Raw genomic sequence first — 23,011 nt, forward strand, 5'->3', positions numbered from 1 at the left:
TGGATAAGCGGGATAGGCAATCGCTAACCGGTGGCCGACGCGCGATGCTTGCTTTCGGCGAATTCCTCGACCATCTTGGCGTTGAACGCCGGGATATCGTCGGGGCTGCGGCTGGTGACCAGACCCTGGTCGACGACCACTTCTTCGTTGACCCAGTTCGAGCCGGCGTTTTTCAGGTCGGTCTGCAGCGTGTGAAACGAGGTCATGCGCTTGCCGGACACCTGCTGCGCGTCGATCAGCGTCCAGGGCGCATGGCAGATCGCTGCGACCGGCTTGCCGACTTCAAAGAACGCGCGGACGAACGCCAGCGCGGATTCGTCGCGGCGCAGGTTGTCCGGATTCATCACCCCGCCGGGCAGCAGCAGGCTGTCATAGTCGCCGGCATCGGCGTCGTCCAGGGTCACGTCGACGTCAACGGACTCGCCCCAGTCAGTGAATTTCCAGCCCTTGACGGACCCGTCCTTGGGCGCGACCACCACGGTCTCGGCGCCGGCGTCGATGAGGGCCTGGCGCGTTTCGGTCAGCTCGACCTGTTCAAAGCCGTCGGTGGCCAGTATCGCGATTTTTATGCCGTTGAGTTCGTCGGGCATCGTATTGCGCCTGATTGAATATCGAAGTTTCCCCCGCCAAGGGTTTATGCGCCTGCCTTTGTTATGGCCTGCGACAACGTATCGAAGTCGAAGTCGCCGTCGTGGCGTACGCCGTTGATGAAAAACGTCGGCGTGCCGTTGGCGCCGGCGCGCACGCCGCCCCGTAGATCGGCTTGCACACGCTTGTTATAGACCCGTTCGTCAAGTTCGCGCGCAAAGCGCTCGGTATCCAATGCCAAATCCTCGGCGTAGCCTTTCAGGTCTTCGTATTCGAGGGCGCGCTGGTGCTTGAACAGGGCAGCATGCATCGCCCAGAACGCATCCTGCGCGCCGGCCGCTTCCGCGGCCTGGGCGGCCTGCGCGGCGTGCGGGTGCACCTTGTTTAGTGGCAGGTGGCGAAAGGCGAAGCGCAAGTCATCGCCGTAGTCTCGTCTTAACCGCTCGACGATCGGGTAGGCCTGGCCGCAGAGGGGGCACTCAAAGTCGCCGTATTCGATCAGGGTGACCGGGGCGTCATCGGGGCCTTGGGTATGATCGGTTTCGTCGATCGGGGTGAGGGATGAAGCGTTCATCGGGTGACCTCCTGTTCATCCAAGTCTTCGAGCGCGGCCAGGATGCCGTCGGCGCCGGGATCGACATCGATGGGCGAGACAGCGCTCCAGCGGATGATCCCGTCGCCATCGAGGACGAACAGCGCTCTTTCGGTCACGCCGTCGCCGTCGCGATAGACGCCGTACGCCTCGGCGACCTCGCCCTTGGGCTGGAAATCGGACAGCAGATCGAAATCCAGATTCTTATCCTCGGCGAACGCCTTGTGGCACCAGACACCATCGACCGAGATGCCGAGCAAGCGCGCGTCGAAGCGTTGGAATTCTTCCAGGATCTCGTTGTACAGCGCCAATTGGCCACCGCATACCGGGCTCCAGTCGGCCGGGTAGAACACCAGTACCACCGGCTGACCGCGCAAATCGCCCAGCGACAGTGAGTCGTCGGGCGAGCGCGCCAAGTTGAAGTCCGGAGCGCGCTCGCCGGGCGATAACGCCGACTCGGCGCCCGGCGTCGTTTGCGTTGACTGACGCGTACTCATGACATGGGCCTCCTGAAAACCGGCGCGCCGGCTATTTCGCCGCCAGCACGTCGACCTTGTTGATTTGCGGCTGCTCGGCAAACAGGTCCGGGGCCTGGTTCATCAGCGCCTTGGCGACCTCGCCGGCCAGGTGGGCATCGCGGCCGGACTCGTTGTCAAACGTGTCGAAGATGCCGTAGGACGCCGGCCCCAGCTTGACGGCGTACCAGGTTTTGGTGCCGGGTTCGTTTTGGACCAGTTCAAGGCCGCTTTCGAGAAAAGCCTCGACATCGGCTTCCTTGCCGGGTTTGGCTTGCAGCGGAACCCAGAGTGCTTTGCTAATCATGTTATTTCTCCTAGTCCATCGGTTTGCCAGGCCGCACGGTTACAAGACCGGCCCGGCCTGGGTGTATTAACGGACGCTCGATCAGGCCGCCGGCTTGAGCAGAATCTTGGTGTAACCGTCCTCGTGGGCATCGAAACGGCGATAGCCCTCCGGCGCGTCGGCCAGCGGCATCTCGTGCGAGACGATGAACGAAGGCTTGGCGACGTCGCGGTGGATGAGATCGCGCAGCTGGCGGTTATAGCGTTTGACGTTGGCCTGCCCGCAGCCCATTTTCTGGCCCTTGAACCAGAACTTGCCCATATCGAACGCAATTTGACCCTGGCGATGCATTTCGCTGTCGGCGCCAGGGTCGTGCGGCAGGAAAATGCCCACGGTTCCGATCTTGCCGGTAAAGCGAACGCTAGCCACGAGGTTGTTCAAGGTTAGATTGGGCTGTTCCTGGCCGTGGTGGTTGCAGCATTGATAGCCCACGCACTCGCAGCCCTTGTCTGCACCCCGGCCGTCAGTGAGCTCGAGTATCTGGTTGACGCTGTCGCCTTTGGAGTCATCGATGGGGATCGCACCCATCTGCTTGGCAAGCTTCAGCCGATCGGGTTCGCGATCGACGAGCATGACCAGCGATGCGCTTTTCAGAATCGCCGAATAGGCGGCCATCAGCCCGACCGCGCCGCCGCCGTAAATCACCACCGATTCGCCCGGCTGCAGGTCGGCCATTTCGGTGGCGTGCCAGCCGGTGGGGAAGACATCGGAAACCAGCGCGTAGTCGTTTTGTTTTTCGCTCGCATCCTCGGGCAGACGCAGGCAGTTGAAGTCGGCGAACGGTACGCGCAGATATTCGGCCTGACCGCCGGCGAACGGCCCCATGCCCGCGAAGCCGTAGGCCGCGCCGGCCATGTCCGGGTCCGGGTGTACGGTCAGACAAAACGCGGTGTTGCCCGCCTCGCAGTTCCGGCAGAACCCACAGCCGATATTGAACGGTAGCGAGACATGGTCGCCGACACGTATGCGCTCGACGCCGCCACCGACCTCGACGACTTCACCCATGTTCTCGTGGCCGATCACGCTGCCGGTTGCTAGATCCGTGCGGCCTTCATACATATGCAGGTCGGAGCCGCAGATATTGGTGGTGGTGATTTTCACGAGCACATCGGTGGGGCGTTCGATCTTGGCGTCGGCGACCTCCTCGACGGCAACTTCGTTCGGCCCTTTATAGACAACTGCTTTCATGGCGTGTGCTCCTTTCTCGTGTGTCCGCAACGCCATCCGAAGCGGGATGGATGGCGTTGAACACATAAGCAGCAAAGGGCGTGCCATCACCTGCGCTAACGCGGCGTACTATTATATAAGTTCATGTTTTAAAGTAAAATACCGAGCATTGTGGCCGTTGGTTCGATTTGCAGATACGACCGTAGGAGTGCCGAAGTGCCAATCATTCGGCAGAGGTGCCGGCTATTCGTCAGGCACCATCAGCCTGAACGCATTGTGTTGATTTACCGATGTCTTCGCTTGCGGCGGGCGCTTCAGCGATGGGGTTTCCAAAGGGGCGGGGGAGGCGTCGGTTTTGTCTTTTGGTCGACCGCGCGGCGGAAAGGCATTTGATTCGCGGGCCTGATTTTCGTGGTTTGGTCAACCTGGAGTCTGTCGCTCTATACCCAGTTTGCGCATCCGGTATTGCAGCGTCGTACGTTTCATGTCCAGGCGCGCGGCGGCGCCTTGAGGGCCACCGACCGTCCCGTTGCAGGCTTGCAACGCGGCCAGGATATGGTCGCGTTCCACGTCCCTCAAAGTTTTATTATCGCGCTCATGGACCGGTGATTCGGACGGTTGTTCTAACGTGGAAGGAGGCGGGCCGAGTTCGCTCAGCGGCGCATCGAGCCCCGCGCCCGACGACAGGATCACGCTGCGCTCGATGAAATTTTGCAGCTCGCGGATATTGCCGGGCCAGGCGTAGGCACACAGGGCGCGTAGGGTCGCGTTGGAAATATGCTGAACGGGTTTGTCGAATTGATGCGCGTACAAACGCGTGAAATGCTCGACCAGCGCCGGGATATCGTCGCTGCGCTCACGCAGCGCCGGCACCCGGATCGGGAACACATTGAGCCGATAGTACAGGTCCTCGCGAAAGGCGCGCTCAGCCACCATCCGCGCCAGATCCCGATTGGAGGCGGCCACCAGCCGGACATCCACGCGCTGGGTGCGGGTACTGCCCAGGCGCTCGAACTCGCCTTCCTGGAGCACGCGCAGCAACTTGGCCTGGAGTTCCAACGGGATATCGCCGACCTCGTCCAGAAACAGCGTGCCGCCATCGGCGAGCTCGAAGCGACCCACGCGCTGGGCTACCGCGCCGGTGAACGCGCCTTTTTCGTGGCCGAACAGTTCGGCTTCCAGCAACCCGGTCGGGATCGCCGCGCAGTTGAGTTTGACGAAGGCCTCGTCGTCGCGGCCGCTGCCGGCATGTACCGCGCGCGCGACGAGTTCCTTGCCGGTGCCGGTCTCGCCTTCGATCAGCACACACGCGGACGTCGGCGCGACCTGCTCGACATGGGCGAGCACGCCGGCGAGCGCCGTACTCTCACCGATAATATCGCCGTGGCGCCTTTCGTCGTCGAGTTGCTCACGCAGGTAGATATTGCGGGCGACCAGCGTATCGCGGCGGCGCTCGCTGGCCTCGGCGCGCTTTCGCGCCGCAAGCACCTCGGCGTGTTGCAGTTCCACCGCGGCCTGATTGGTCGCGACCCGCAGCAGCAGTCGCTCGGTGTCGTCGGGGAAATCCGTATTGCGCGAGGCCACGACAAGACGCGTCGCATGACCCAGCGGCAGCCGTGCCAGCGCCAGATCGCCTTCGTCCAACGGATGCGCGATGATCGCTTGGGTTTGCGTAGACTCGCCGGTCAGCCAGGCGTCGAGTCCTTCGGCCAGCCGCGCCGCCTGACGGCGATAACGCCTCGCCGTCGCGAGACGATAGACATCGACCGGCTTGGCCCCATCGGCCGGGGTAAGACGCGCGTAGGCCAACTCCAAAGGCATCAGGCGCATGAGCGCATCGAGCAATATGGCGAGCACGCGCTCGGGGCTTTGGTTTTGCCAAACCGAGGGCAGCGCGAGCACGCCGAGCAGGTCGCTGAGACAACTTTGCAGCCGTTGGACTTCGGTCGCGGATTCGTCGCGTACGGATGCGGTCACCGCCTTATCGAGCCCGCAACTCGGCGAGCATCTGCTCCGGCGGCACGAAAAACGGGTTTTCCTGCAGGGTTTCGCCGATGACCATGATCGGGTGGACACGCATGACATCGATTATCACGTCGGCGCGGAACTTGGCCAGATCGTAGACGCAAACCACCGGATTGCCCGGGTTGGGCTCGAGGTTGAAACGGGTCTCGTATTCGAGCAGATCCTGCGTACCCGGATAATCCTCCAACGCCCAGTCCATGCGCGAGACCAGCCGCGTACGCGCATAACCCTCGTCACGCGCTTGCGTCATATGCGCCAGCATGGTGTCGAGTACGCGCTGGTAATCGAACGTGCCGTCGGCGAAATAGATCTCGTCCCAGGTGTGTAGATCGAGTTGGCCGCGCTCGCGCGCCGCATCGACCGCGATATCCGCGTCGCGCAGATGGCCCAGATGATGATCGCAGCCCGCCGCACTTACGATATGAAACGCTTTCTCGCCGGCCTCGATACCCTCGCGGATGAACGGCGTCAACACACGGCAACCTTCGACATCGCTGTTAAAAAACGCGCACGCATGCAACACATCGCCCATCGGCGCGCCCGCGAGCGTGATCGGATTGCTGGATGGGGTCTGGAAGGTCATGCAAAGGCTAAAGGATTTCTATGAAAATCGAGTAAACGCGAATGACCAGCGGCTGTCTAGCCGTTTTTCTCGGAGATAATCGGTTTCACCCAACGTAATGGCCGGCGTCCGATTCCGCTTCGGAACGGATGAATAGCGCGTTACAGCATACTGCGAGCGTCTTTCTTAGCGTGGATCGAAGCGAGACCGGCCGTCAACCGGGGTACGAATCGGCGTGCCAATCGATACCTTCGAGAACAAGCGCCACCCGGTTTTGCGCCGAGTCTGGGCCGGTTACGTGGCGGATCGTCTTGTCGGTCGGGTTCAAGCCGACGGCGAGGGCGCGCCGCGCAACAGCCACGAGCCGAGACCGGCTGCGAGCACGCAGGCGACCATGACGCTGACCTTGGCCAGCGCCAGCGGGCCGGAATCGGCGAACGCCGCGTCGGCGATAAAAATCGACATCGTAAAACCAATGCCGCACAGGGCGCCCGCACCCGCGACCTGGCGCCAGCTGAATTCAGTGGGTTGATCCGCTAGGCCCGCGCGCACCGCCAGCCAGGTCGCCAGCGTAATGCCCAACGGCTTGCCGATCACCAGGCCCACGATCACACCCAGGCTGACCGGCCGTAAAAAATCGAGGGTGCTCGGCGCCACCGCGATACCGGCGTTGGCGAGCGCGAACAGCGGTAGTATCAGATAGGAAGACCAGGGCCGCAGATCGCGTTCGAGCCGCTGGGCCGGTGAAAGCAGCCGCCCGACCAGGCTTTCCAGCGCGCGCACCGTGGCTTGGTAGCGGCTTTGATCGTTGCTCGCCACCGGCGGCGCTTGCAGACTATCAAACAACGCCGTGCTCTGGCTGTGCAGGCCCGGCGTATTCGGCGGGCTGTGGGTGGGAATGGCGAAAGCCAGCAACACGCCCGCCAGGGTGGTATGCACCCCCGAATACAGCACCGCCAACCACAGGCCGATGCCCACCAGCGAATAGGGCAGCGGCCGGTAGACCCGCGCGCGGTTGAGCGCCAGCGCCGCGGCAAAACACAGCGCCGCTAACACCAGCCCCGCCACCGCGATGTCGGTGGTATAAAACAACGCCAGCACCAGAATGGCACCCACATCATCGGCGATCGCCAGCGTGGCCACGAACACCTTGAGCGCCAGCGGCACCCTGGGCCCCAGCATCGCCATGATGCCCAGCGCAAAGGCGGTATCGGTGGCCATCGGCACGCCCCAGCCCATGGCGGCCGGCCCACCCCAGTTGAACAACAGATACAGCACGGCAGGCGCGACCATGCCGCCCGTCGCGGCCGCCAGCGGCAGCGCGGCGCGGCGTGGATCGCTCATCTCGCCGGCGGTGATCTCGCGCTTGATCTCCAGCGTAACGACGAAGAAGAAAAACACGATCAGGCCGTCGTTGATCCATTGATGCAACGACAGCGGCAGCACGAAACCACCCAGACGTACAGCCATCTCAGTATTCCAGAGCGCGGTGTAGCTGGCCGCCCACGGCGAGTTGGCCCAGATCAGCGCCACCACGGCGCCCAGCAGCATCAAAAAGCCTGCTGAGGCTGATAGACCAGCGAAATCCTCGGCAAACTGCCGGACCCGTCCGCCCAGCGGCCGGCGCATCGTATCCAGCACCGACTCGTCGTCCCAGGGGCCGTCATAACGGCGCCCGTCGATGAAAAACGTCGGCGTGACGTGGACGCCGCTGGCCTGCGCGTGATCCAGATCGGCGCGCACCCGCGGTGCGTGGATCTGGTCGTCGAGCTCGCGCGCGAAGCGTTGCTGATCCAGTCCCAGCGTGGCGGCGGCGTCGACAAGGCTGTCGCGGTCGAGCGCATCCTGATTCGCGAACATATAGTCGTGCATATCCCAGAACCGGCCTTGGGCGGCGGCCGCTTCGGCGGCTTCGGCGGCCCGCTGGGCGTCGGGATGCAGCCGGGTATTGGGCAAGTGCCGAAAAACATAGCGGACCTGGCCAGGCAGATGTTGCTCGCGTATCCGCCGGATGCCTGCGTGCGCCCGCTGGCAATAGCCGCACTGGTAATCGCCGTACTCCAGCAGGGTTACGCCGGGGTCATCCGGCCCGTCCATATGGTCGCGTGCGGGATCCACCGGCGGGCTTAGCTGGCTCGGCTGTTCGGGCATATAACGAAGCGTACCGGACCCCAGCCAAAGACGCACACAAAAGCCACCGACAGACCATGGCTTTCGCATAATAATCACGCGCCCTGATGTCATGTGTCTGATCATCAAGCAATCGTGTCCTTATCCGGAACGCCGTTTTCGTAAGGTTAAAAGCGCCGCAACCGGTTGAGCTTCGTTCGGCCGACGGCGCCGTCGCGCTCTAGCCTTCGGTGCCACTGATAACCGCACACACGCAGATCAACAGCATCTTTTTCAATCGATAGCGTCGGTTTTCTCGATGCGAATCGTCGATACGGCCAGGCTCTACAACACGGTCACCGTGCTGACCCTGAGCGGCGCCGTCGTGGTTTATTACGTGTGCCTTTTGGGTTTGTTCATTCTCGCCGTATCCATCATTGTGCCCTCCAGCTTGCTGGAAGCGCGGTTGGGACATCCGATCGGGCTAAGCAATTACATCGTGCGTGGACCCGGACAAGTCCAAATCATAGGCCAGAAGTGTCTAATGGACCCGGACAAGTCCAGGGGTGCGTAGCTTCTGCGCACCTAAGTAGGACAACAGCGACTCCAACTGGTAGTGCATAGCGCGCTCGTCCCCATCGACGAACGCACGAACCGCGTCAGACCCGTGATTATCGATCTCTTGAAATAAGACGGTTTCGACTTCGTCGTTGATCATCTCGCCAAAGCGAGTGACGTACAGTTCGCTTTCCCAAAAACAGGCCTTGGCGGGGCGCATCCGAGGAGCGAAGACAATCGGCGTACCGTCCGGGCGCAGCTGAGGCTCAGAGATGTCGAGCAGCCAGTTCTGGTTCTGACCTAACTGAAACCCGTTCTGATACCAAACCGGCACGTAGTGGTTTTTACACGAAGGTTTTGGGCGCTTCGGCTTAGATGGCATTAGGTCACGTTCTGCCGCTCAATTTTCGATGCGGGCTAGTTAAGTTATATCCCGATGCTCTCACGCGAATTAAACCGATAGCAGTCCGCTTTGGGTCGCTACCTGATCACCAGCGATCGGTCGGATATTGACGGTTCCGTTCAGCAAAAGGAATCGTCATGGAGTATATCGACCAATGGGAAGGCGCTCATTCTAAAGGCCCCATCATTCCGTGGAACAAAGGCCGCTTAGTCGGCCCGAAACCACCGCTAAAGCTCAAGGAAATCTGGGGCATTCGGGTACGGCTACAGCTTGCGACCCAGACGCGGGGTCTTGCACTGTTTAATCTCGCTATCGACAGCAAGCTACGCGGGTGTGATCTGGTTAGGCTGAAGGTTCAAGAGGTCGCACACGGTGGTCGCGTACTGTCCCGCACCGCGATTGTTCAGCAGAAAACGGGCCGACCTGTACAGTTCGAACTGACAGAGCAAACGCGTACCTCGATCGAAGCATGGATAAGCGCTGTCGCGCTGCGAGCCACTGATTATTTGTTTCCGAGCCGGGTGTCGAGTTCTCCACATCTATCCACGCGGCAATACGCGCGAGTCGTTAAATCGTGGGTTGAGAGTATCGGCCTCGATCCTCTCGAGTACGGCACGCACTCGATGCGTCGCACGAAAGCGACGCTGATATATAGGCGAACACGCAATTTACGCGCCGTGCAGCTCTTGCTGGGACATACGAAGCTGGAAAGCACGGTGCGCTATCTCGGCATCGAGGTCGATGACGCGCTCGAGATGTCGGAACAGACGGAGGTATGACGTTGGCGCCGAACGCGCCAACTGCGCGGCTCGTTCGGCCCTACACGTATCGGCCAGAAGCGGCCGTCGTGATATCAATTCGGGGAGTTTTCTATGACGCAGGAAACTCTAGATGGGTGCGTTGCTTGATAGCCGCGCATGGTCGAGGTGCCGCGGGGGGGGGGGTGCCCCCCGCTTCGCAAGCGAACAAAGCCTGTAGTCGCAGAACCAATCGATGACTACAAACATGTTCTCATCAGGCGGCGAGTTTTCCGCCGGGACCGAAGAACTCGTAATACACATCCCGTTCGGGTACGCCACGCTCGTGCAGCAAATTATGGATATGTTCGAGCATTGGTGTGGGACCGCAGAAGTAATAGGCCGCTTCCTGTTCGCCGACCATCTCGTCGAGTAGCGTTGCGTCGATCAGGCCCTCGCTGTCGTGCAGCCCAACGGCGCGATCGGCCTCGCGAGGCGCGTTGTAGCGCACATGGGCGCTCAGGTTCGGATGCTCGGTCTTCAGCGCCTTCAGTTCGTCCGAAAAGGCCTGGACGGCGCCGTTGAGCGCGCCTTGAATGAAGATGATCGGACGCGCGCTGTCCGAGTTTTCGAGAGCGGCGTGGAGCATCGAGATCAAGGGCGTTACCCCCACGCCACCCGCGATGAACACCAGCGCCTTATTATCGTTATCAGGCATTTCGAGCGTGAACTCGCCGCACGGCGGGCTGAGTTCTACTCGATCGCCGATATCGATGCGATCGTGCAGATAGTTCGAGAAGATACCGTTCGGTGCCTGCGCTGCGGCTGCGGGTTCGCGCTTGACGCTGATGCGGTAGTAATCGCTGCCAGGCGGATTCGAAAGGCTGTAATTGCGCATGACCGCCTGGCCATTCGCGAGAGTCGCACGAATAGTGATGTACTGCCCCGGCGCATGTGCAGCCAAGGGTTGGCCGTCCAGGGGCTTGAGATAGAACGACGTGATGTTGTCGCTGTTTTTCTCGCGCCGATCAACGACGAACGACTTGAAGCCATGCCAGCCGTATACGTTGTCCTGGGTGCTGTAGATCTGTTCTTCACGGACGATGAATATGTCCGCCAGCACGGCATAGGCCGCTGCCCAGGCGTCGATGATATCGTCGGTCGCGGCTTCGCCGAGTACTTCGCGAATCGAGGCCAGAAGATTGTCGCCGACGATCGGGTAGTGCTCGGGCTGTATGTTCAGCGACGCGTGCTTCTGTGCGATCAGTTCGACGGCGTCGCCGAGCACGGCCGGATTATCGATATGCTGCGCATACGCCAGAATCGCGCCGGCCAAGGCGCGTTGCTGGCTCCCCGAACGCTGGTGCGCCGGATTGAAATAGTCCCGCACCTCCGGATTGACGCGAAACATCCGTTCGTAGAAATGTCGTGTCAGCGCTTCTCCGTGCGCCTGCAACACCGGCACCGTCTGTTTGATGATCGTTTTTTGTTGGTCTGTAAGCACCGTTTTCTCCAAATAGGTAAGTGACATGCCGATTTATAATTGGTATGTTATTTACCGAATTAAAAAAGTCAAGCAGTCATGCAACTGACAACACATACGGACTACTCCCTGAGGCTGCTGATTTATCTGGCGGTTCGAAACGAGGGCATGCCGGCTACGGTTCAGGCCGCGGCCGATCGCTATCGTATTTCTGCGAACCATATGGCGAAGGTGGCCCAGACTCTTGTGCTATATGGCTATATCAACAGCCAAAGAGGCCGCGGTGGTGGGCTGTCGCTCGCACAACCGGCGAGCCAGATCAATATCGGTGCGGTGGTTCGCCGTACGGAAAATCTCAGGCTGCTTGAATGCTTTGGCCCGAACTCGACCTGCCCGATCGATCCCGCCTGCCGGTTGAAGAATATTCTGGGCCGCGCGCAGACCGCGTTTCTTGAGGTGCTCGATGAGTATTCGCTGGATGCCCTCGTAACCAACGAAGACGAATTACGGATGTTGCTCGGCGGCGCGTAGGCGCCACGACGGTTTCGATTCACACCAGGCAGGAGCAGACCATGAGCCAAACACCGGGACAAAAGCGCAAGGAATTGACACCGACTGCCGAGCAGGCGTGGCGAACGTTCAGCAAGGCGGTATTTGCCGAGGGCGAACTCGACGCCAAGACCAAGCAGCTGATCGCCGTCGCTGTGGCGCACGTTACGCAGTGCCCTTACTGTATCGAAGGGCATGTTCCGGCGGCCAAGCGAGCCGGCGCGACCCAGGGCCAGGTCATGGAAGCGATCTGGGTGGCCGCAGAGATGCGGGCCGGCGGCGCTGTCGCGCATTCACATCTTGCGCTGGATGCCTATGACAGCGCCCCGGGTAGCGCATAGATGTGCAGCGCCTTGAAAGAACTGTTCGGTATCGAACACCCGATCCTTCTGGCGCCCATGGGCAACGTCTCGGGCGGTGCGTTGGCGGCTGCGGTGAGCAACGCGGGCGGTCTTGGCCTGATCGGCGCGGGCTACGGCGATGCGGACTGGCTGGATCGCGAATTTCAGAACGCAGGCGAAGCGAGAATCGGTGTCGGCTTCATAACCTGGGCGCTGGCGCGCAATCCGGCCCTGCTTGATCTGGCGCTCGCCTACGAGCCCGAGGCGGTGATGTTCTCGTTCGGCGACTGCACGCCGTTTCTACCCGCGGTGCGCGAGGCCGGCGCGAAGATCATCTGTCAGGTCCAGACATTGGCGCAGGCGCGTGATGCTGCGGCCGCCGGTGCGGATCTGATCGTTGCCCAGGGCACCGAAGCGGGTGGGCACGGCGGAACACGGTCCACATTGACGTTGGTTCCGGCTGTCGTGGACGCCGTGGTGCCAACACCGGTCGTAGCTGCGGGCGGTATTGCCGACGGGCGCGGGCTGGCTGCCGTATGCATGCTCGGGGCTTCGGGTGCGCTGATTGGCACGCGGTTTTTTGCCAGCGAAGAGGCGCTGGGCCATGGCAACGCGAAACGCTGCATTGTCGCTAGCCAAGGCGATGCAACAGTAAGAACGCGCGTGTTCGATATTGTGCGCGGCTATCCTTGGCCGGTGCATATCACCGGTCGCGTACCGATCAACCGCTTCTCGGAGCAGTGGCATGGACGTGAAGATGCGTTGTCCGCCGACCTGGCCCGTCAGCAGATGCGCTACCGCGAGGCCGAAGCCGCGGGCGATACCGATACCACGGTCGTGTTTGCCGGCGAGGCCGTGGATCTGATCGATACAGTCGAGCCGGCGGCAGCGATCGTCGCGCGGCTCGCAAGCGAGGCGTACCCAGCTGATGGGCATTCCTTCTACATCCGACGCGAAAATTGGGAGCGTGCGATGAGTCAGAAATTCAAGGTTGGCGATCATGTGGCGTGGAATTCCGAAGCCGGCCAGGTCAGGGGCTGCATCATCAAGGTCCATACGCAGGATTTCGAATACAAGGGCCATATGCGGCGTGCGTCTGCCGACGAACCGCAGTATGAGATCGAAAGCGACAAGACCGATCATATCGCGGCCCACAAGGAATCCGCGTTGACCCGGATCGAGTAAAACATCGCCGTGTCGAGTTCTGTCTTCTATACCGTCGGTCATTCGACGCGCACGCAGGATGAGTTGATCGACCTGTTGGGCGTGGGCGGCGTCGATCATGTCGTCGACGTGCGTGCCATGCCGCGTTCGCGCACCAATCCACAGTTCAATCACGATGTCTTCGCGAAAAGACTCGAGGCCTCCGGTATCGGCTATGGCCATAGTGATGCGCTGGCCGGCCTGCGCAAACGTTCCAAGACGGTCGCCAACGAGATCAACGGCTATTGGCGTAACCGCAGCTTTCATAACTACGCGGATTACGCGCTGAGCATGTCCTTTCAACAGGCGATCGGTTCATTGATCGAACTGGGCCAACGCCATGTCTGTGCGCTCATGTGTGCGGAAGCCGTATGGTGGCGCTGCCATCGACGCATCATTGTCGATCACCTGCTCCATCGCGGCGAGCGCGTCTTTCATCTGATGAGCAAGGATCGTATCCAGCCCGCCGAAATGACGTCTGCCGCACGTACCGGCGACAACGGCATGTTGATCTACCCCGCGGCTGAGTGAGTATCGGGCGGTTTCGCTAGTGCGCTAGCTCGGCGATACAGGTACGTAAACACCTCCAATCTGATAGCCGGACTGGCGTACCGAGCGTTGCGTACGGTCGAATGCCTGCCTACCCTGTGTCGCCGAGGCCACGACCTCGCCCAGCCTTGGGTCGGAAACGATCGGGACGACCCGGCACTGCAGGAGACACGCGTGCCCTGGATCATTCTGTTCGCCGCCGGCCTGTTAGAGATCGTCTGGGCGTTCTCTATGAAGCAATCCGCCGGCTTTTCCCGGCTCACGCCGACGCTCATAACGCTGGTTGCGATGGGTGCCAGCTTTGGTCTGCTGGCGATTGCGATGCGCACGCTACCGCTCGGCGCGGCCTATACGATATGGACCGGGATCGGCGCGGTGGGCGCGTTCTTCGTGGGTGTGCTGGTGCTCGGAGAATCGGCGAGCGCGCTGCGCATTTTGGCGCTGATCCTGATCGTGGCCGGCCTTGTGCTGATGAAACTCTCGTCCGAAGGATGATCTATCGCTGAGATGCGGGCAGCTGATCCGTCTTCTCGTCGGCTTTGGCGAGTGATTCCAGCGTTTCGTTCAAATCCAGCCGTCGTATCGCGCTGATCGCCACTTCCAGCGCGCCTTCGCCGCACAGCCCGGAGGTCGACGCGTCCTCGTAGCCGGCCAGTGCCGCTTCGATACAGGCATCGCGCACGCCCGCGGCGATTGTCAGCTCATCCGCGTTCATGATTAATTCCTTGGCGCGAGTCGCGCCTAGCGATGGCGGGCTTCGGGTTGATCGCGCACCTCGAGCACACGCAGCTTGAGCGTATCGCCGCCTGGCACCTGCCACTGGATCATCTGGTCGACCGCAAGGCCTAGCAAGGCGCTACCCACTGGCGCGAGTATCGATACCTTCCCGGGGCTGCCGTCCATATCCTTCGGATAGACGAGCGCGAGCTCGAAACGTTTTCCGCTGTCGACGTTTTCGAACGCGATAGTGGAATTCATCGTCACCACATCGGCCGAGATCTCGTTCGACGCTACGACATGAGCACGGCCAAGTTCAGCCCGCAACTCGGGTATGCCGGGCACGCTGTCGCCGGTTTTTTCGAGCAACGCGTCGATACGTTCGTAATCGGTTTCGGTAACGATGATCGGTGGCTGATCCATGAGACTGTCCGAAGCTTGTCGCGCCATCAGCGCGACGTTGAGTGGGCTAACCGGTTATTAAAGCATAGTACGAGCGGCGCCGGAACAAGGCGTCGACAGGCAGTATCGCGGGCGCCGATAGGTTCCGATCCGTCGGGTTTCGACCGTTGGGCCGCCATGAGCAGGCTTGCCGAGCGTTGGCGTGCCGCATGGCATGTCAGCTTCTCTGCATGCCGGGCGGCAATAGTCTGCTAGGTACCAGGCAAAGCAATGCCGTCTTCATGCATACCGCGCCGATGCGCGGCGATCACGGCGGCGCGATCGATATAGCCCACGAGTTTGCGATCGTCGGCACGGCTGACGACGGGCAGACGGCCAATATCGTGATAGAGCATTCGGCGCACGGCTTCACGTACCGTTTCGTCGGGATAGGCACGAGCGACATCGGTGGTGCATATCGTATACGCGGTCAACGGGTCGGTCGCTGATTCCGACTGAGCGCGGAGCACGTCGCTGCGGGTAAGGATGCCGATTAGGGTGTTGTCGGCGTCGACAACGATCAGTGCATCGCTATGGCTTTGTGCTCCGGCTTCCAGGCCCAGTCGGGTCGCGACCGATGCCAGGGACGCGTTCGCGTCGATCGGCTCGGAATGCGTCTGCATGACCGAAGCGATATCGGCGCGCTCGAGCGGGTCGACCTCGAATTCCTGGTTCACGCGCAGGCCGCGGCGTGCCAGTTTCTCGGTCATGATCGTAGTGCGCATGTAGAGAATGCTGATTCCGGTCGCGATCACGCAGACCAGCATCAGCGGCAGTATCGCGTCGTAGTTGCGGGTGATTTCGAAGGCGAACACGATAAGCGCGAACGTGGCGCGGGAAGCAGACGCAAACAGAGCCGCCATGCCCACCAGAGCGAAAGCCGCCGGCTCGAGCGGGGCGCCCGGCAATAGCGCGTTACCCACGATGGCGAACAGCGCGCCCAGGGCCGCGCCGGTCATGAACATGGGCGCCAGCAGCCCGCCGGATGTACCCGAGCCTAGCGACACCAGCAGGGCCGCGGTCTTGAATACGGCGATCGACAGCAGTGCGGCGACCGCGAACTCATTGTTGAGCACGCCCGTGATCAGGTCGTAACCCACACCCAGCACCTCGGGCGCGAACAGCCCGATCACGCCGAGGCCCAGCCCACCCAGGGCCGGGCGCCAGATATCGCCGATTGGCAGCGCCTCGAACGCGTCTTCGACCACGAACAGCAGCTTGCTGAAACCCACGGCAACAAACCCGGTCAGAATCGCGAACAGGACATACGCCGGGGCGTTAAACGGCAATCCGAAGCTCACGGCATCCATCGCGAACAGCGGGCCGTCGCCAATCAGGGCATGGCGCAACGCGGTGGCCACGGCCGTGGCGATGACCAGGGGTATGAACGAACGTGGCCGAAACTCGAACAGCAACAATTCGATCGCGAGAATCACGCCTGCGAGCGGGGTGCCGAAGATCGCGGCCATCCCGCCGGCCGCGCCACAAGCCAACAGCACCTTGCGCTCCGCTGCCGTCGTAGAAACCACTTGTCCGAGTAGAGAGCCCAGCGCGCCCCGGTCTGGATGATCGGCCCTTCGGCGCCAAAGGGCCCGCCGCTGCCGATCGCGACGACGGTGGATATCGGTTTGAAGATCGCGACCCGCAGAGAGATACGGCTGTCGCCGGTCAGCACGGCCTCCATCGCTTCGGGGATGCCGTGCCCCTTGATCTTGGGCGAGCCGTAGCGGGCCATCAGCCCGACAAGCAATCCACCAATGGCGGGCACGATGACGATCCACGCGCCAAGGTTATGGTCCGCGACGCTCGGCAGTTCAAATGAAACGGCTTGCATGAACGTGACGTTGAGCGCGAGCGCGATGAGGTTGAACAAGGCGTACGCGACTAGCCCCGCTAGCAAGCCGGCGACGCACGCAAGAACGGACATATGTACCGCGCGCAAACGGTCGTGGCGGCTCATGAAAGATCGATTGTTCACGGCGAGCGTAAGCAGAGGTTGAACGGATCGCGAATTCTGCCGGAGACAGATGTTAATTGCAGGTATTAATCGACAGTCCGTGGCGTTGCGCTTTCTTTTAAAAGGTAGGATGATTGGGTAATCGGTCATATCGGAGTGATCATGAAGTTGGCCCAAGTGCCGCGCGGCTCGCTCGTGGAGTCGGTGATAGACAGCCTTAGTGAAGCGATCGAGACGAGGCGGTGGCCCGTGGATGAACGCATCCCGACGGAGTCGACCTTGTCCGAGCAGTTGGGCGTGAGCCGGAATACGGTTCGAGAGGCCGTACGCGTGCTGGCGCATGTCGGTCTGCTTCAGGTCCGCCAGGGCGATGGCACCTACGTGCGCGCGCAATACGACCCGGGCGAAACCCTGCGCCGGATTGATCGAGCAGCCCTGCGTGATCGCATCGAAGTGCGGCTGACCCTGGAGGTCGAGGCCGCACGCTTGGCGGCCGCGCGACGGGATGATTCCGACCTGCGCGAGATGCGCCGCACACTCGATGCGCGCCGCGACGCCGGTATGGATCTGTCTCAGCGCATCGATCACGACGAACGATTTCATCACGCCGTAGTTGCCAGCGCGCGTAACAGTGCGCTCTCCGATCTTTACGCCTACTTTTCGCGCGCGATCCGGAACACGATCGAACGCACGGAGATAGATCTCGATCTGCCAGAGCCAACGCAGGCCGATCACGAAGCGTTACTGCAGGCGATCGAAGCACGCGATGCAGAAGCAGCCGAGTCGGCGGCCCGACATCTCTTAACGCCGTCGCTGACGGCCCTGACGCCGGAGCGTTAAGCAATGCGTCGCTATATCGATGGGTTCACGATGTTGTTGCTCGGAGCGATCGTGCTCGCCGCTTTTGTGCCCGCACGCGGCGACGCCGCGGACATGATGGGTGTGGCCGGGCAGGTCGCCGTCGCGCTGCTGTTCTTTATTCACGGTGCAGCGCTGTCGCGCGCCTCGGTCCTGACGGGCGCCGCGCATTGGCGGCTGCACCTGTTCATCTTCGCGATTACCTTCGTCTGCTTTCCGCTCGTCGTACTGCCTATATCGGGGCTGGCGCCGGTTTGGATACCACCCGAACTGGCACTCGGCTTTCTCTACCTCGGTGCCTTGCCCTCGGCGGTTTCTTCGTCGATAGCATTTACGGCAATGGCCGGCGGCAATGTGCCCGCGGCGGTCTGCAGTGCAGCGGCCTCGAACGTCTTCGGCATGATGATGACGCCGTTTCTGCTGATACTTCTTGCGCAGACTGCCGGCGGTGATGCATTCGCCGTGGGTGATGCCTTGCGGGATATCGTCGTGCAGCTTCTCCTGCCCTTTGCCGCGGGCCAGGCCATCAGGCCTTGGGTCGCCGGTTTTATGGACCGGCATGAGGCGCTGTCGTCACGCTACGACCAGGCAGTGATCCTGCTGATCGTCTACGCCGCGTTTTCCAAGTCGGTGGCCAGCGGTCTCTGGCAGGACCTGCCGCTGGCTGCGATCGTGCTCGCAATTGGTCTGTGTGCAGCCTTACTCGCGGTCATGATCGGTATTGCGATGGGCTTGTCGCGGAGACTTGGCTTCAACCTCGCGGACGAAACCGCAGCGGTATTTTGCGGCTCGAAGAAGAGCTTGGCGTCGGGCCTACCGATGGCGAACGTGCTGTTTGCCGGCAATCCGGCGCTCGGCATGATCGTGCTGCCCATCATGGTCTACAACCAGATCCAGATCGTGGTCGGTGCGTTACTTGCCAAAACCTATGCGAAACGTTTGCGACGTCAGGCCGCGAAGGAGCAGGACGCATAAGTTTCGTGCGGTGCGTTTGTGTGAAGGATTTACCCAGCGGGCGTGTCCGCTTTGGGTCGCTACCTGATCACGAGCGATCGGTCGGATATTGATGGTTCCGTTCAGCAAAAGGAATCGTCATGGAGTATATCGACCAACGGGAAGGCCCTCATTCTAAAGGCCCCATCATACCGTGGAACAAAGGTCGCTTAGTTGGCCCGAAGCCACCGCTAAAGCTCAAGGAAATCTGGGGTATTCGGGTACGGCTACAGCTTGCGACCCAGACGCGGGATCTCGCACTGTTTAATCTCGCGATCGACAGCAAGCTACGCGGGTGTGATCTGGTCAGGCTGAAGGTTCAAGACGTCGCGCACGGTGGTCGCGTACTGTCCCGCACCGCGATTGTTCAGCAGAAGACGGGCCGGCCTGTACAGTTCGAACTGACAGAGCAAACGCGTACCTCGATCGAAGCATGGATAAGTGCCGTCGCGCTGCGAGCCAATGATTACTTGTTTCCGAGCCGGGTGTCGGGTTGTCCACATCTATCTACGCGGCAATACGCCCGAGTCGTTAAATCGTGGGTTGAGAGCATCGGCCTCGATCCTCTCGAGTACGGCACGCACTCGATGCGTCGCACGAAAGCGACGCTGATATATAGGCGAACACGCAATTTACGCGCCGTGCAGCTCTTGCTGGGACATACGAAGCTGGAAAGCACGGTGCGCTATCTCGGCATCGAGGTCGATGACGCGCTCGAGATGTCGGAACAGACAGAGGTATGACGTTGGCGCCGAACGAGCCAACTGCGCGACTCGTTCGGCGCCTACACGTATCGGCCAATAGCGGACCTAATCAGGTCTCATGAAATAGTAGGCTGGGCCTCCTAGTCTGGCAGCAGTTCTAGTGTTCGAGCACGAAAAAGATCACCTCGCGGAACACATAGGCCGCCGTGCCCCAGACCAGCAGGCTGGCGGCGCCGATACCCACGAACCACAACAGACGGCGGCCGGTTTCATTCATGACGACTCCGACTTATCCGGCAGCTAGTGATAGCCCATGTCACGGCTGACCTTGCCCCGAAATATCCAGTACGACCACCCCGTATAGAACAGGATGAACGGCAACAGGATCACCAGGCCCACGAGCAGAAAACTCTGTGTTTCCGGCGGCGAGGCAGCGTTCCATATGGTCAGATGCGGCGGAATGATATGCGGCCAGAAGCTCGCCGCGAGCCCGCCATAGCCGACGATGAACATCGCCAACGAAAGCAGAAAAGGCGCGTACTCCCGCCGCCGGCTCACGCTCCAGTACAAGAAATACGACACCACGATCGCGGCGATCGGGAACGGCACCAGCAACAGCGCATGCGGGAAACCGAACCAGCGCTCGGCATAGTTGCCGTCGAGGAACGGCACATAGATGCTCACCACCGCCATGAACACGATCACGGCCGTCAACAGTACGCGCGACCAGCCATAGGCGCGCCGCTGCAACAGGCCGGTGGTTTTCATCACCACCCAGGTCGCGCCCAGTAGTGCATAGCCGGCCACGAGTGCAGCGCCGGTAAGCATCGTGAAGCCCGAAAACCAGTCGAACGCGCCGCCGACATACTGGGCGCCGTTGGCCTCGATGCCCTGCACGATCGCCCCGAGGGTTACGCCCTGGAAGAACGTCGCGATCACGGAGCCGAGATTGAACGCCAGATTCCAGCCGAGCTTGCGCCGCGCCTTGAAACGGAACTCGAACGCCACGCCGCGAAAGATCAACGCGATCAGCATGCCGGTGAGCGGCAGATAGAGCGCCGGCAACAATACCGTATAGGCCGGCGGAAACGCGGCCAGCAGCGCCACGCCGCCGAGCACCAGCCAGGTTTCGTTGCCGTCCCAGATCGGCGCGACCGAGTTCATCATGATGTCGCGTTCGGCCTCGCCATAGGCCACGCCGCAGAGGATGCCGATGCCGAGCACGAAGCCGTCCAGCAGCACGTACATGATCACGCCGAAGCCGATTATGCCGAACCAGATCAGCGGCAGGATTTCGATCAACGTCATGACTTCTCTCCCACCGGCTCGTTGGGATACGACAACGGCCGGGCCGGGGTCGCATACGGGTCGGGCACCGGGTGCGCAGGCGCTTTTTCAGGCCCGGTACGCACCACGCGCACGATGTAATACAGCCCGGCGCCGAAGACGATGCCGTAGACGATCACGAACGTGATCAGCGTCGCCAACACGCTCGGCGCGCCCACCGGCGAGAGCGAATCCGACGTGCGCAGCAGGCCATAGACGGTATAAGGCTGGCGCCCGATCTCGGTCGTGATCCAGCCCGCCAATACGGCGATGAAGCCCGAGGGAATCATCGCCACCAGATACCGATGATAGGCGCGCGAGTCGAGCAGCCGGCCGCGAAACGCCAGCCACAGCCCGAGCATGCCGGCGAGCAGCATGAGCAGGCCCAGCCCCACCATGATCCGGAACGAAAAGAAGATCGGCGCGACCGGCGGGCGCTCGCTTGGCGGGAAATCCTTGAGGCCGACCAGTTTGCCGTTCCATTCATGGGTGAGAATCAGACTGGCGAGATTCGGCACCGCGATCTCGTAGTGGTTGGTTTCGTTCTCGGCATCCGGCCAGGCGAACAGCGCCAGGGCGGCGCCTTCTTCGGTATCCCAATGCGCTTCCATGGCCGCGATCTTGGCCGGCTGGTATTCCAGCGTCTTCAGGCCGTGGAAATCGCCGGCGACGATCTGCAACGGTGTGACGATGGATACGAACGCCACACCCATGATCAGCATTACCCGCGAGGCCTCGTGGGCGGTGCCTTTCAGCCGGTACCAGGCGCCCACGCCCAAAATCACGAAGGCGGTGGTCAGATACGCCGCCAGCACCATGTGCACGAGCCGATACGGAAACGACGGGTTGAACACAATCGCCCACCAGTCGGTGGGATAGAACACGCCGTCGCGCAGCTCGTAGCCGGCGGGCGTATGCATCCAGGAGTTGGCCGACAGAATCCAGAACGCCGACAGCATGGTGCCGATCGCCACCATCGCGGTGGCAAAGAAATGCAGCTTCGGGCCCACCTTGTTCCAGCCGAACAACATGATGCCGAGGAAGGTCGCCTCCAGGAAAAAGGCCGTCAGCACTTCATAGGAGAACAGCGGCCCCAGCACCGGCGCGGTGGCTTCGGCGAACACCGACCAGTTGGTGCCGAACTGAAAGCTCATCACGATGCCGGAAACCACGCCCATGCCGAACGACACGGCAAAGATCTTCACCCAGAACTGGTAGAGCCGGCGAAACACGTCGCGACCGGTGAACAGGTGCATGCCTTCGCACATCGCCAGCCAGCTCGCCAGGCCGATGGTGAAGGCCGGGAACAGGATATGAAACGACACCACGAACGCGAACTGTATTCGCGACAGGATTTCCGGATCGAGAGCCATGCTTTTCACCTAGGAAGCTGCTTATCGAAGTATACCGAAGGGGGTATATAGCGTCACTATTCAATCGCGACTTAAATTACATGGCGGCTACGGAGAATAAGTCGGACCGCAGGAAGACGCTCGATTCAGATATGACGCACCAAGGAGGCTGTCAATGTATAATTTAGTAAGGCTTATTTCCTAGCTAGTAAACACAATGTCCGAAAATGCCGACATCCTTCCTTTCGACCAGGAATGGGAAGCCAGCAAGTCCGCACTCATTCGGCGTCTGAAACGCGTCGAGGGGCAAGTTCGCGGCTTGCAGGCTATGCTGGAACGTGATGCCGAATGCGAGGACGTAGCGGTTCAAATGACCGCTGCCCGCAAAGCGCTCGACCGTACCTTCTATAACATGCTGTCCTGCGTAATCGAGCGAGAGCTGTCTTGCCAGAAGCTTGATGCGGCCGATGCGCGCGAGCGTCTTAAGTACGCTACGGAGCTATTGTCACGCTACGGCTAGGTACGAGTTGCCGAAAGAAACCGATCGGCTAGCCACCCGCCCAATAATATGGCGGGGAGAAAGATAGCGGCTTCTCGAAAGTTGAATACCAAGGCTGCCAAGGCCGGTCCGGGGCAATAACCTGCTAGCCCCCAGCCAACTCCAAAGAGGGCGGCGCCCGATAGTAATCGTCGATCGATAGTCAGCGAGCTGGGTCGGTGGAATGTAGACCCGAATAGCGGGCGTATCCGTTTTCCCAAGAAAGCATTCGTAAGGCTGAATACGGCGAGAGCCATGGCCATGACCAGAGCAAGGCTCGGATCCCACCGGCCGACGGGATCCAGAAAAGCGAGCACTTTCTCCGGGTTCACCATTCCAGAAATCGTCAGCCCGATACCAAAGACCAGGCCGGACGCTAGCGTGATCACGTACTGCAT

General features: G+C 61.1%; 27 protein-coding genes and 1 pseudogene. 11 read left to right on the plus strand and 17 right to left on the minus strand.

From position 1 onward, the window contains the following. Positions 1–23: 23 nt before the first annotated feature. The 9 genes from ACFOSU_RS02975 to ACFOSU_RS03015 all read right to left on the minus strand — a co-directional run bounded on the left by ACFOSU_RS02975 (position 24) and on the right by ACFOSU_RS03015 (position 8,844). Positions 24–590: a type 1 glutamine amidotransferase domain-containing protein gene (locus ACFOSU_RS02975; RefSeq protein WP_380686297.1), complete on the minus strand. Its 567-nt coding sequence runs from the start codon at positions 588–590 to the stop codon at positions 24–26. 44 nt (positions 591–634) lie between these two features. Further along, positions 635–1,162 carry a DsbA family protein gene (locus ACFOSU_RS02980; protein ID WP_380686299.1) on the minus strand — a complete coding sequence of 176 codons (528 nt, stop codon included), beginning with the start codon at positions 1,160–1,162 and terminating at the stop codon, positions 635–637. Further along, positions 1,159–1,677, minus strand: a complete 519-nt coding sequence (locus ACFOSU_RS02985) for a redoxin domain-containing protein (protein WP_380686302.1) — start codon at positions 1,675–1,677, stop codon at positions 1,159–1,161. Before ACFOSU_RS02985 ends, ACFOSU_RS02980 begins: the two co-directional genes overlap by 4 nt. Before the next feature lie 31 nt (positions 1,678–1,708). Further along, entirely contained in the window at positions 1,709–2,002 is a 294-nt protein-coding gene (locus tag ACFOSU_RS02990) for a putative quinol monooxygenase (RefSeq protein ID WP_380686304.1), read from the minus strand. 81 nt (positions 2,003–2,083) lie between these two features. Beyond that, the gene (locus ACFOSU_RS02995; protein ID WP_380686306.1) at positions 2,084–3,229 is read right to left on the minus strand and encodes a glutathione-independent formaldehyde dehydrogenase; all 1,146 of its coding nucleotides are present in this window, start codon (positions 3,227–3,229) and stop codon (positions 2,084–2,086) included. Between the two features lie 399 nt (positions 3,230–3,628). Beyond that, positions 3,629–5,185: a sigma-54 interaction domain-containing protein gene (locus ACFOSU_RS03000; protein WP_380686308.1), complete on the minus strand. Its 1,557-nt coding sequence runs from the start codon at positions 5,183–5,185 to the stop codon at positions 3,629–3,631. Positions 5,186–5,189: 4 nt separating this feature from the next. Then, entirely contained in the window at positions 5,190–5,816 is a 627-nt protein-coding gene (locus ACFOSU_RS03005) for an MEDS domain-containing protein (RefSeq protein ID WP_380686310.1), read from the minus strand. A 303-nt stretch (positions 5,817–6,119) separates the two neighbouring features. Then, on the minus strand, positions 6,120–7,946 hold the full coding sequence (gene nhaA / locus ACFOSU_RS03010; RefSeq protein ID WP_380686312.1) for a Na+/H+ antiporter NhaA: 1,827 nt from the start codon (positions 7,944–7,946) through the stop codon (positions 6,120–6,122). A 499-nt stretch (positions 7,947–8,445) separates the two neighbouring features. Then, positions 8,446–8,844 (minus strand): hypothetical protein, encoded by a 399-nt coding sequence (locus tag ACFOSU_RS03015; protein WP_148045612.1) that lies wholly within the window; start codon positions 8,842–8,844, stop codon positions 8,446–8,448. A 158-nt stretch (positions 8,845–9,002) separates the two neighbouring features. Here ACFOSU_RS03015 and ACFOSU_RS03020 point away from each other — a divergent pair, with 158 nt between their 5' ends. Beyond that, positions 9,003–9,644 (plus strand): tyrosine-type recombinase/integrase, encoded by a 642-nt coding sequence (locus ACFOSU_RS03020; RefSeq protein ID WP_380686315.1) that lies wholly within the window; start codon positions 9,003–9,005, stop codon positions 9,642–9,644. A gap of 235 nt (positions 9,645–9,879) precedes the next feature. Here ACFOSU_RS03020 and hmpA read toward each other — a convergent pair whose 3' ends face one another. Next, positions 9,880–11,106, minus strand: a complete 1,227-nt coding sequence (hmpA, locus tag ACFOSU_RS03025) for an NO-inducible flavohemoprotein (RefSeq protein WP_380686317.1) — start codon at positions 11,104–11,106, stop codon at positions 9,880–9,882. 78 nt (positions 11,107–11,184) lie between these two features. Here hmpA and ACFOSU_RS03030 point away from each other — a divergent pair, with 78 nt between their 5' ends. From ACFOSU_RS03030 to sugE, 6 genes and pseudogenes are all read left to right on the plus strand, one after another. Beyond that, positions 11,185–11,616: an RrF2 family transcriptional regulator gene (locus ACFOSU_RS03030; protein WP_380686319.1), complete on the plus strand. Its 432-nt coding sequence runs from the start codon at positions 11,185–11,187 to the stop codon at positions 11,614–11,616. Positions 11,617–11,657: 41 nt separating this feature from the next. Continuing rightward, positions 11,658–11,975: a carboxymuconolactone decarboxylase family protein gene (locus ACFOSU_RS03035; RefSeq protein WP_380686321.1), complete on the plus strand. Its 318-nt coding sequence runs from the start codon at positions 11,658–11,660 to the stop codon at positions 11,973–11,975. After that, positions 11,976–12,893: pseudogene (locus ACFOSU_RS03040) on the plus strand (NAD(P)H-dependent flavin oxidoreductase); the annotation flags it as partial. A gap of 54 nt (positions 12,894–12,947) precedes the next feature. After that, positions 12,948–13,160 (plus strand): hypervirulence associated TUDOR domain-containing protein, encoded by a 213-nt coding sequence (locus ACFOSU_RS03045; protein WP_380686459.1) that lies wholly within the window; start codon positions 12,948–12,950, stop codon positions 13,158–13,160. 9 nt (positions 13,161–13,169) lie between these two features. Then, positions 13,170–13,709 (plus strand): DUF488 domain-containing protein, encoded by a 540-nt coding sequence (locus ACFOSU_RS03050; RefSeq protein WP_380686323.1) that lies wholly within the window; start codon positions 13,170–13,172, stop codon positions 13,707–13,709. Between the two features lie 192 nt (positions 13,710–13,901). Then, a complete protein-coding gene (gene sugE / locus ACFOSU_RS03055) occupies positions 13,902–14,222 on the plus strand; it encodes a quaternary ammonium compound efflux SMR transporter SugE (protein WP_380686325.1) in 321 nt (106 codons plus the stop codon). 1 nt (position 14,223) lies between these two features. Here the strand turns inward: sugE and ACFOSU_RS03060 are convergent, their stop codons facing one another. From ACFOSU_RS03060 to ACFOSU_RS03075, 4 genes are all read right to left on the minus strand, one after another. Further along, positions 14,224–14,442: an acetyltransferase gene (locus ACFOSU_RS03060; RefSeq protein WP_380686327.1), complete on the minus strand. Its 219-nt coding sequence runs from the start codon at positions 14,440–14,442 to the stop codon at positions 14,224–14,226. 26 nt (positions 14,443–14,468) lie between these two features. Beyond that, the gene (gene rnk / locus ACFOSU_RS03065; RefSeq protein WP_380686329.1) at positions 14,469–14,867 is read right to left on the minus strand and encodes a nucleoside diphosphate kinase regulator; all 399 of its coding nucleotides are present in this window, start codon (positions 14,865–14,867) and stop codon (positions 14,469–14,471) included. Positions 14,868–15,097: 230 nt separating this feature from the next. Next, positions 15,098–16,384, minus strand: coding sequence for a chloride channel protein (locus ACFOSU_RS03070; RefSeq protein ID WP_380686331.1), 1,287 nt, complete (start codon positions 16,382–16,384; stop codon positions 15,098–15,100). Further along, positions 16,318–16,845 carry a chloride channel protein gene (locus ACFOSU_RS03075; protein WP_380686334.1) on the minus strand — a complete coding sequence of 176 codons (528 nt, stop codon included), beginning with the start codon at positions 16,843–16,845 and terminating at the stop codon, positions 16,318–16,320. The genes ACFOSU_RS03070 and ACFOSU_RS03075 overlap by 67 nt, the downstream gene beginning before the upstream one ends. Positions 16,846–17,004: 159 nt before the next feature. Here ACFOSU_RS03075 and ACFOSU_RS03080 point away from each other — a divergent pair, with 159 nt between their 5' ends. From ACFOSU_RS03080 to ACFOSU_RS03090, 3 genes are all read left to right on the plus strand, one after another. Further along, complete coding sequence (locus tag ACFOSU_RS03080) at positions 17,005–17,682, plus strand: FadR/GntR family transcriptional regulator (RefSeq protein ID WP_380686336.1); 678 nt, start codon at positions 17,005–17,007, stop codon at positions 17,680–17,682. A 3-nt stretch (positions 17,683–17,685) separates the two neighbouring features. Beyond that, positions 17,686–18,675, plus strand: coding sequence for a bile acid:sodium symporter family protein (locus tag ACFOSU_RS03085; RefSeq protein WP_380686339.1), 990 nt, complete (start codon positions 17,686–17,688; stop codon positions 18,673–18,675). A gap of 119 nt (positions 18,676–18,794) precedes the next feature. Beyond that, entirely contained in the window at positions 18,795–19,436 is a 642-nt protein-coding gene (locus ACFOSU_RS03090; protein ID WP_380686341.1) for a tyrosine-type recombinase/integrase, read from the plus strand. A 261-nt stretch (positions 19,437–19,697) separates the two neighbouring features. On the opposite strand, the gene cydB is transcribed toward ACFOSU_RS03090, so the two are convergent. Beyond that, on the minus strand, positions 19,698–20,705 hold the full coding sequence (gene cydB / locus ACFOSU_RS03095; protein WP_280637646.1) for a cytochrome d ubiquinol oxidase subunit II: 1,008 nt from the start codon (positions 20,703–20,705) through the stop codon (positions 19,698–19,700). Then, entirely contained in the window at positions 20,702–22,096 is a 1,395-nt protein-coding gene (locus ACFOSU_RS03100) for a cytochrome ubiquinol oxidase subunit I (protein WP_209065025.1), read from the minus strand. Before ACFOSU_RS03100 ends, cydB begins: the two co-directional genes overlap by 4 nt. Positions 22,097–22,292: 196 nt before the next feature. Here ACFOSU_RS03100 and ACFOSU_RS03105 point away from each other — a divergent pair, with 196 nt between their 5' ends. After that, positions 22,293–22,595 (plus strand): metal-sensing transcriptional repressor, encoded by a 303-nt coding sequence (locus tag ACFOSU_RS03105; protein WP_209065014.1) that lies wholly within the window; start codon positions 22,293–22,295, stop codon positions 22,593–22,595. Here the strand turns inward: ACFOSU_RS03105 and ACFOSU_RS03110 are convergent. After that, positions 22,592–23,011, minus strand: coding sequence for a DUF6691 family protein (locus tag ACFOSU_RS03110; RefSeq protein WP_348523053.1), 420 nt, complete (start codon positions 23,009–23,011; stop codon positions 22,592–22,594). The two genes, ACFOSU_RS03105 and ACFOSU_RS03110, sit on opposite strands and share 4 nt — an antisense overlap.

The organism is Salinisphaera aquimarina (genome assembly GCF_042643355.1).
GTDB lineage: Bacteria > Pseudomonadota > Gammaproteobacteria > Nevskiales > Salinisphaeraceae > Salinisphaera > Salinisphaera aquimarina.

What these genes read in the sequence shown, in the direction of transcription:
- rnk (WP_380686329.1), bottom strand. Translation starts at nt 14,867, where the DNA reads ATGGATCAGCCACCGATCATCGTTACCGAAACCGATTACGAACGTATC.
- ACFOSU_RS02995 (WP_380686306.1), bottom strand. Translation starts at nt 3,229, where the DNA reads ATGAAAGCAGTTGTCTATAAAGGGCCGAACGAAGTTGCCGTCGAGGAG.
- ACFOSU_RS03085 (WP_380686339.1), top strand. Translation starts at nt 17,686, where the DNA reads ATGCGTCGCTATATCGATGGGTTCACGATGTTGTTGCTCGGAGCGATC.
- ACFOSU_RS03060 (WP_380686327.1), bottom strand. Translation starts at nt 14,442, where the DNA reads ATGAACGCGGATGAGCTGACAATCGCCGCGGGCGTGCGCGATGCCTGT.
- ACFOSU_RS03110 (WP_348523053.1), bottom strand. Translation starts at nt 23,011, where the DNA reads ATGCAGTACGTGATCACGCTAGCGTCCGGCCTGGTCTTTGGTATCGGG.
- nhaA (WP_380686312.1), bottom strand. Translation starts at nt 7,946, where the DNA reads ATGCCCGAACAGCCGAGCCAGCTAAGCCCGCCGGTGGATCCCGCACGC.
- ACFOSU_RS02985 (WP_380686302.1), bottom strand. Translation starts at nt 1,677, where the DNA reads ATGAGTACGCGTCAGTCAACGCAAACGACGCCGGGCGCCGAGTCGGCG.
- ACFOSU_RS02980 (WP_380686299.1), bottom strand. Translation starts at nt 1,162, where the DNA reads ATGAACGCTTCATCCCTCACCCCGATCGACGAAACCGATCATACCCAA.
- ACFOSU_RS03045 (WP_380686459.1), top strand. Translation starts at nt 12,948, where the DNA reads ATGAGTCAGAAATTCAAGGTTGGCGATCATGTGGCGTGGAATTCCGAA.
- ACFOSU_RS03100 (WP_209065025.1), bottom strand. Translation starts at nt 22,096, where the DNA reads ATGGCTCTCGATCCGGAAATCCTGTCGCGAATACAGTTCGCGTTCGTG.
- ACFOSU_RS03030 (WP_380686319.1), top strand. Translation starts at nt 11,185, where the DNA reads ATGCAACTGACAACACATACGGACTACTCCCTGAGGCTGCTGATTTAT.
- ACFOSU_RS03035 (WP_380686321.1), top strand. Translation starts at nt 11,658, where the DNA reads ATGAGCCAAACACCGGGACAAAAGCGCAAGGAATTGACACCGACTGCC.
- ACFOSU_RS03105 (WP_209065014.1), top strand. Translation starts at nt 22,293, where the DNA reads ATGTCCGAAAATGCCGACATCCTTCCTTTCGACCAGGAATGGGAAGCC.
- ACFOSU_RS03005 (WP_380686310.1), bottom strand. Translation starts at nt 5,816, where the DNA reads ATGACCTTCCAGACCCCATCCAGCAATCCGATCACGCTCGCGGGCGCG.
- ACFOSU_RS03090 (WP_380686341.1), top strand. Translation starts at nt 18,795, where the DNA reads ATGGAGTATATCGACCAACGGGAAGGCCCTCATTCTAAAGGCCCCATC.
- ACFOSU_RS03015 (WP_148045612.1), bottom strand. Translation starts at nt 8,844, where the DNA reads ATGCCATCTAAGCCGAAGCGCCCAAAACCTTCGTGTAAAAACCACTAC.
- ACFOSU_RS03075 (WP_380686334.1), bottom strand. Translation starts at nt 16,845, where the DNA reads ATGAGCCGCCACGACCGTTTGCGCGCGGTACATATGTCCGTTCTTGCG.
- ACFOSU_RS03080 (WP_380686336.1), top strand. Translation starts at nt 17,005, where the DNA reads ATGAAGTTGGCCCAAGTGCCGCGCGGCTCGCTCGTGGAGTCGGTGATA.
- ACFOSU_RS03020 (WP_380686315.1), top strand. Translation starts at nt 9,003, where the DNA reads ATGGAGTATATCGACCAATGGGAAGGCGCTCATTCTAAAGGCCCCATC.
- cydB (WP_280637646.1), bottom strand. Translation starts at nt 20,705, where the DNA reads ATGACGTTGATCGAAATCCTGCCGCTGATCTGGTTCGGCATAATCGGC.
- ACFOSU_RS02975 (WP_380686297.1), bottom strand. Translation starts at nt 590, where the DNA reads ATGCCCGACGAACTCAACGGCATAAAAATCGCGATACTGGCCACCGAC.
- ACFOSU_RS02990 (WP_380686304.1), bottom strand. Translation starts at nt 2,002, where the DNA reads ATGATTAGCAAAGCACTCTGGGTTCCGCTGCAAGCCAAACCCGGCAAG.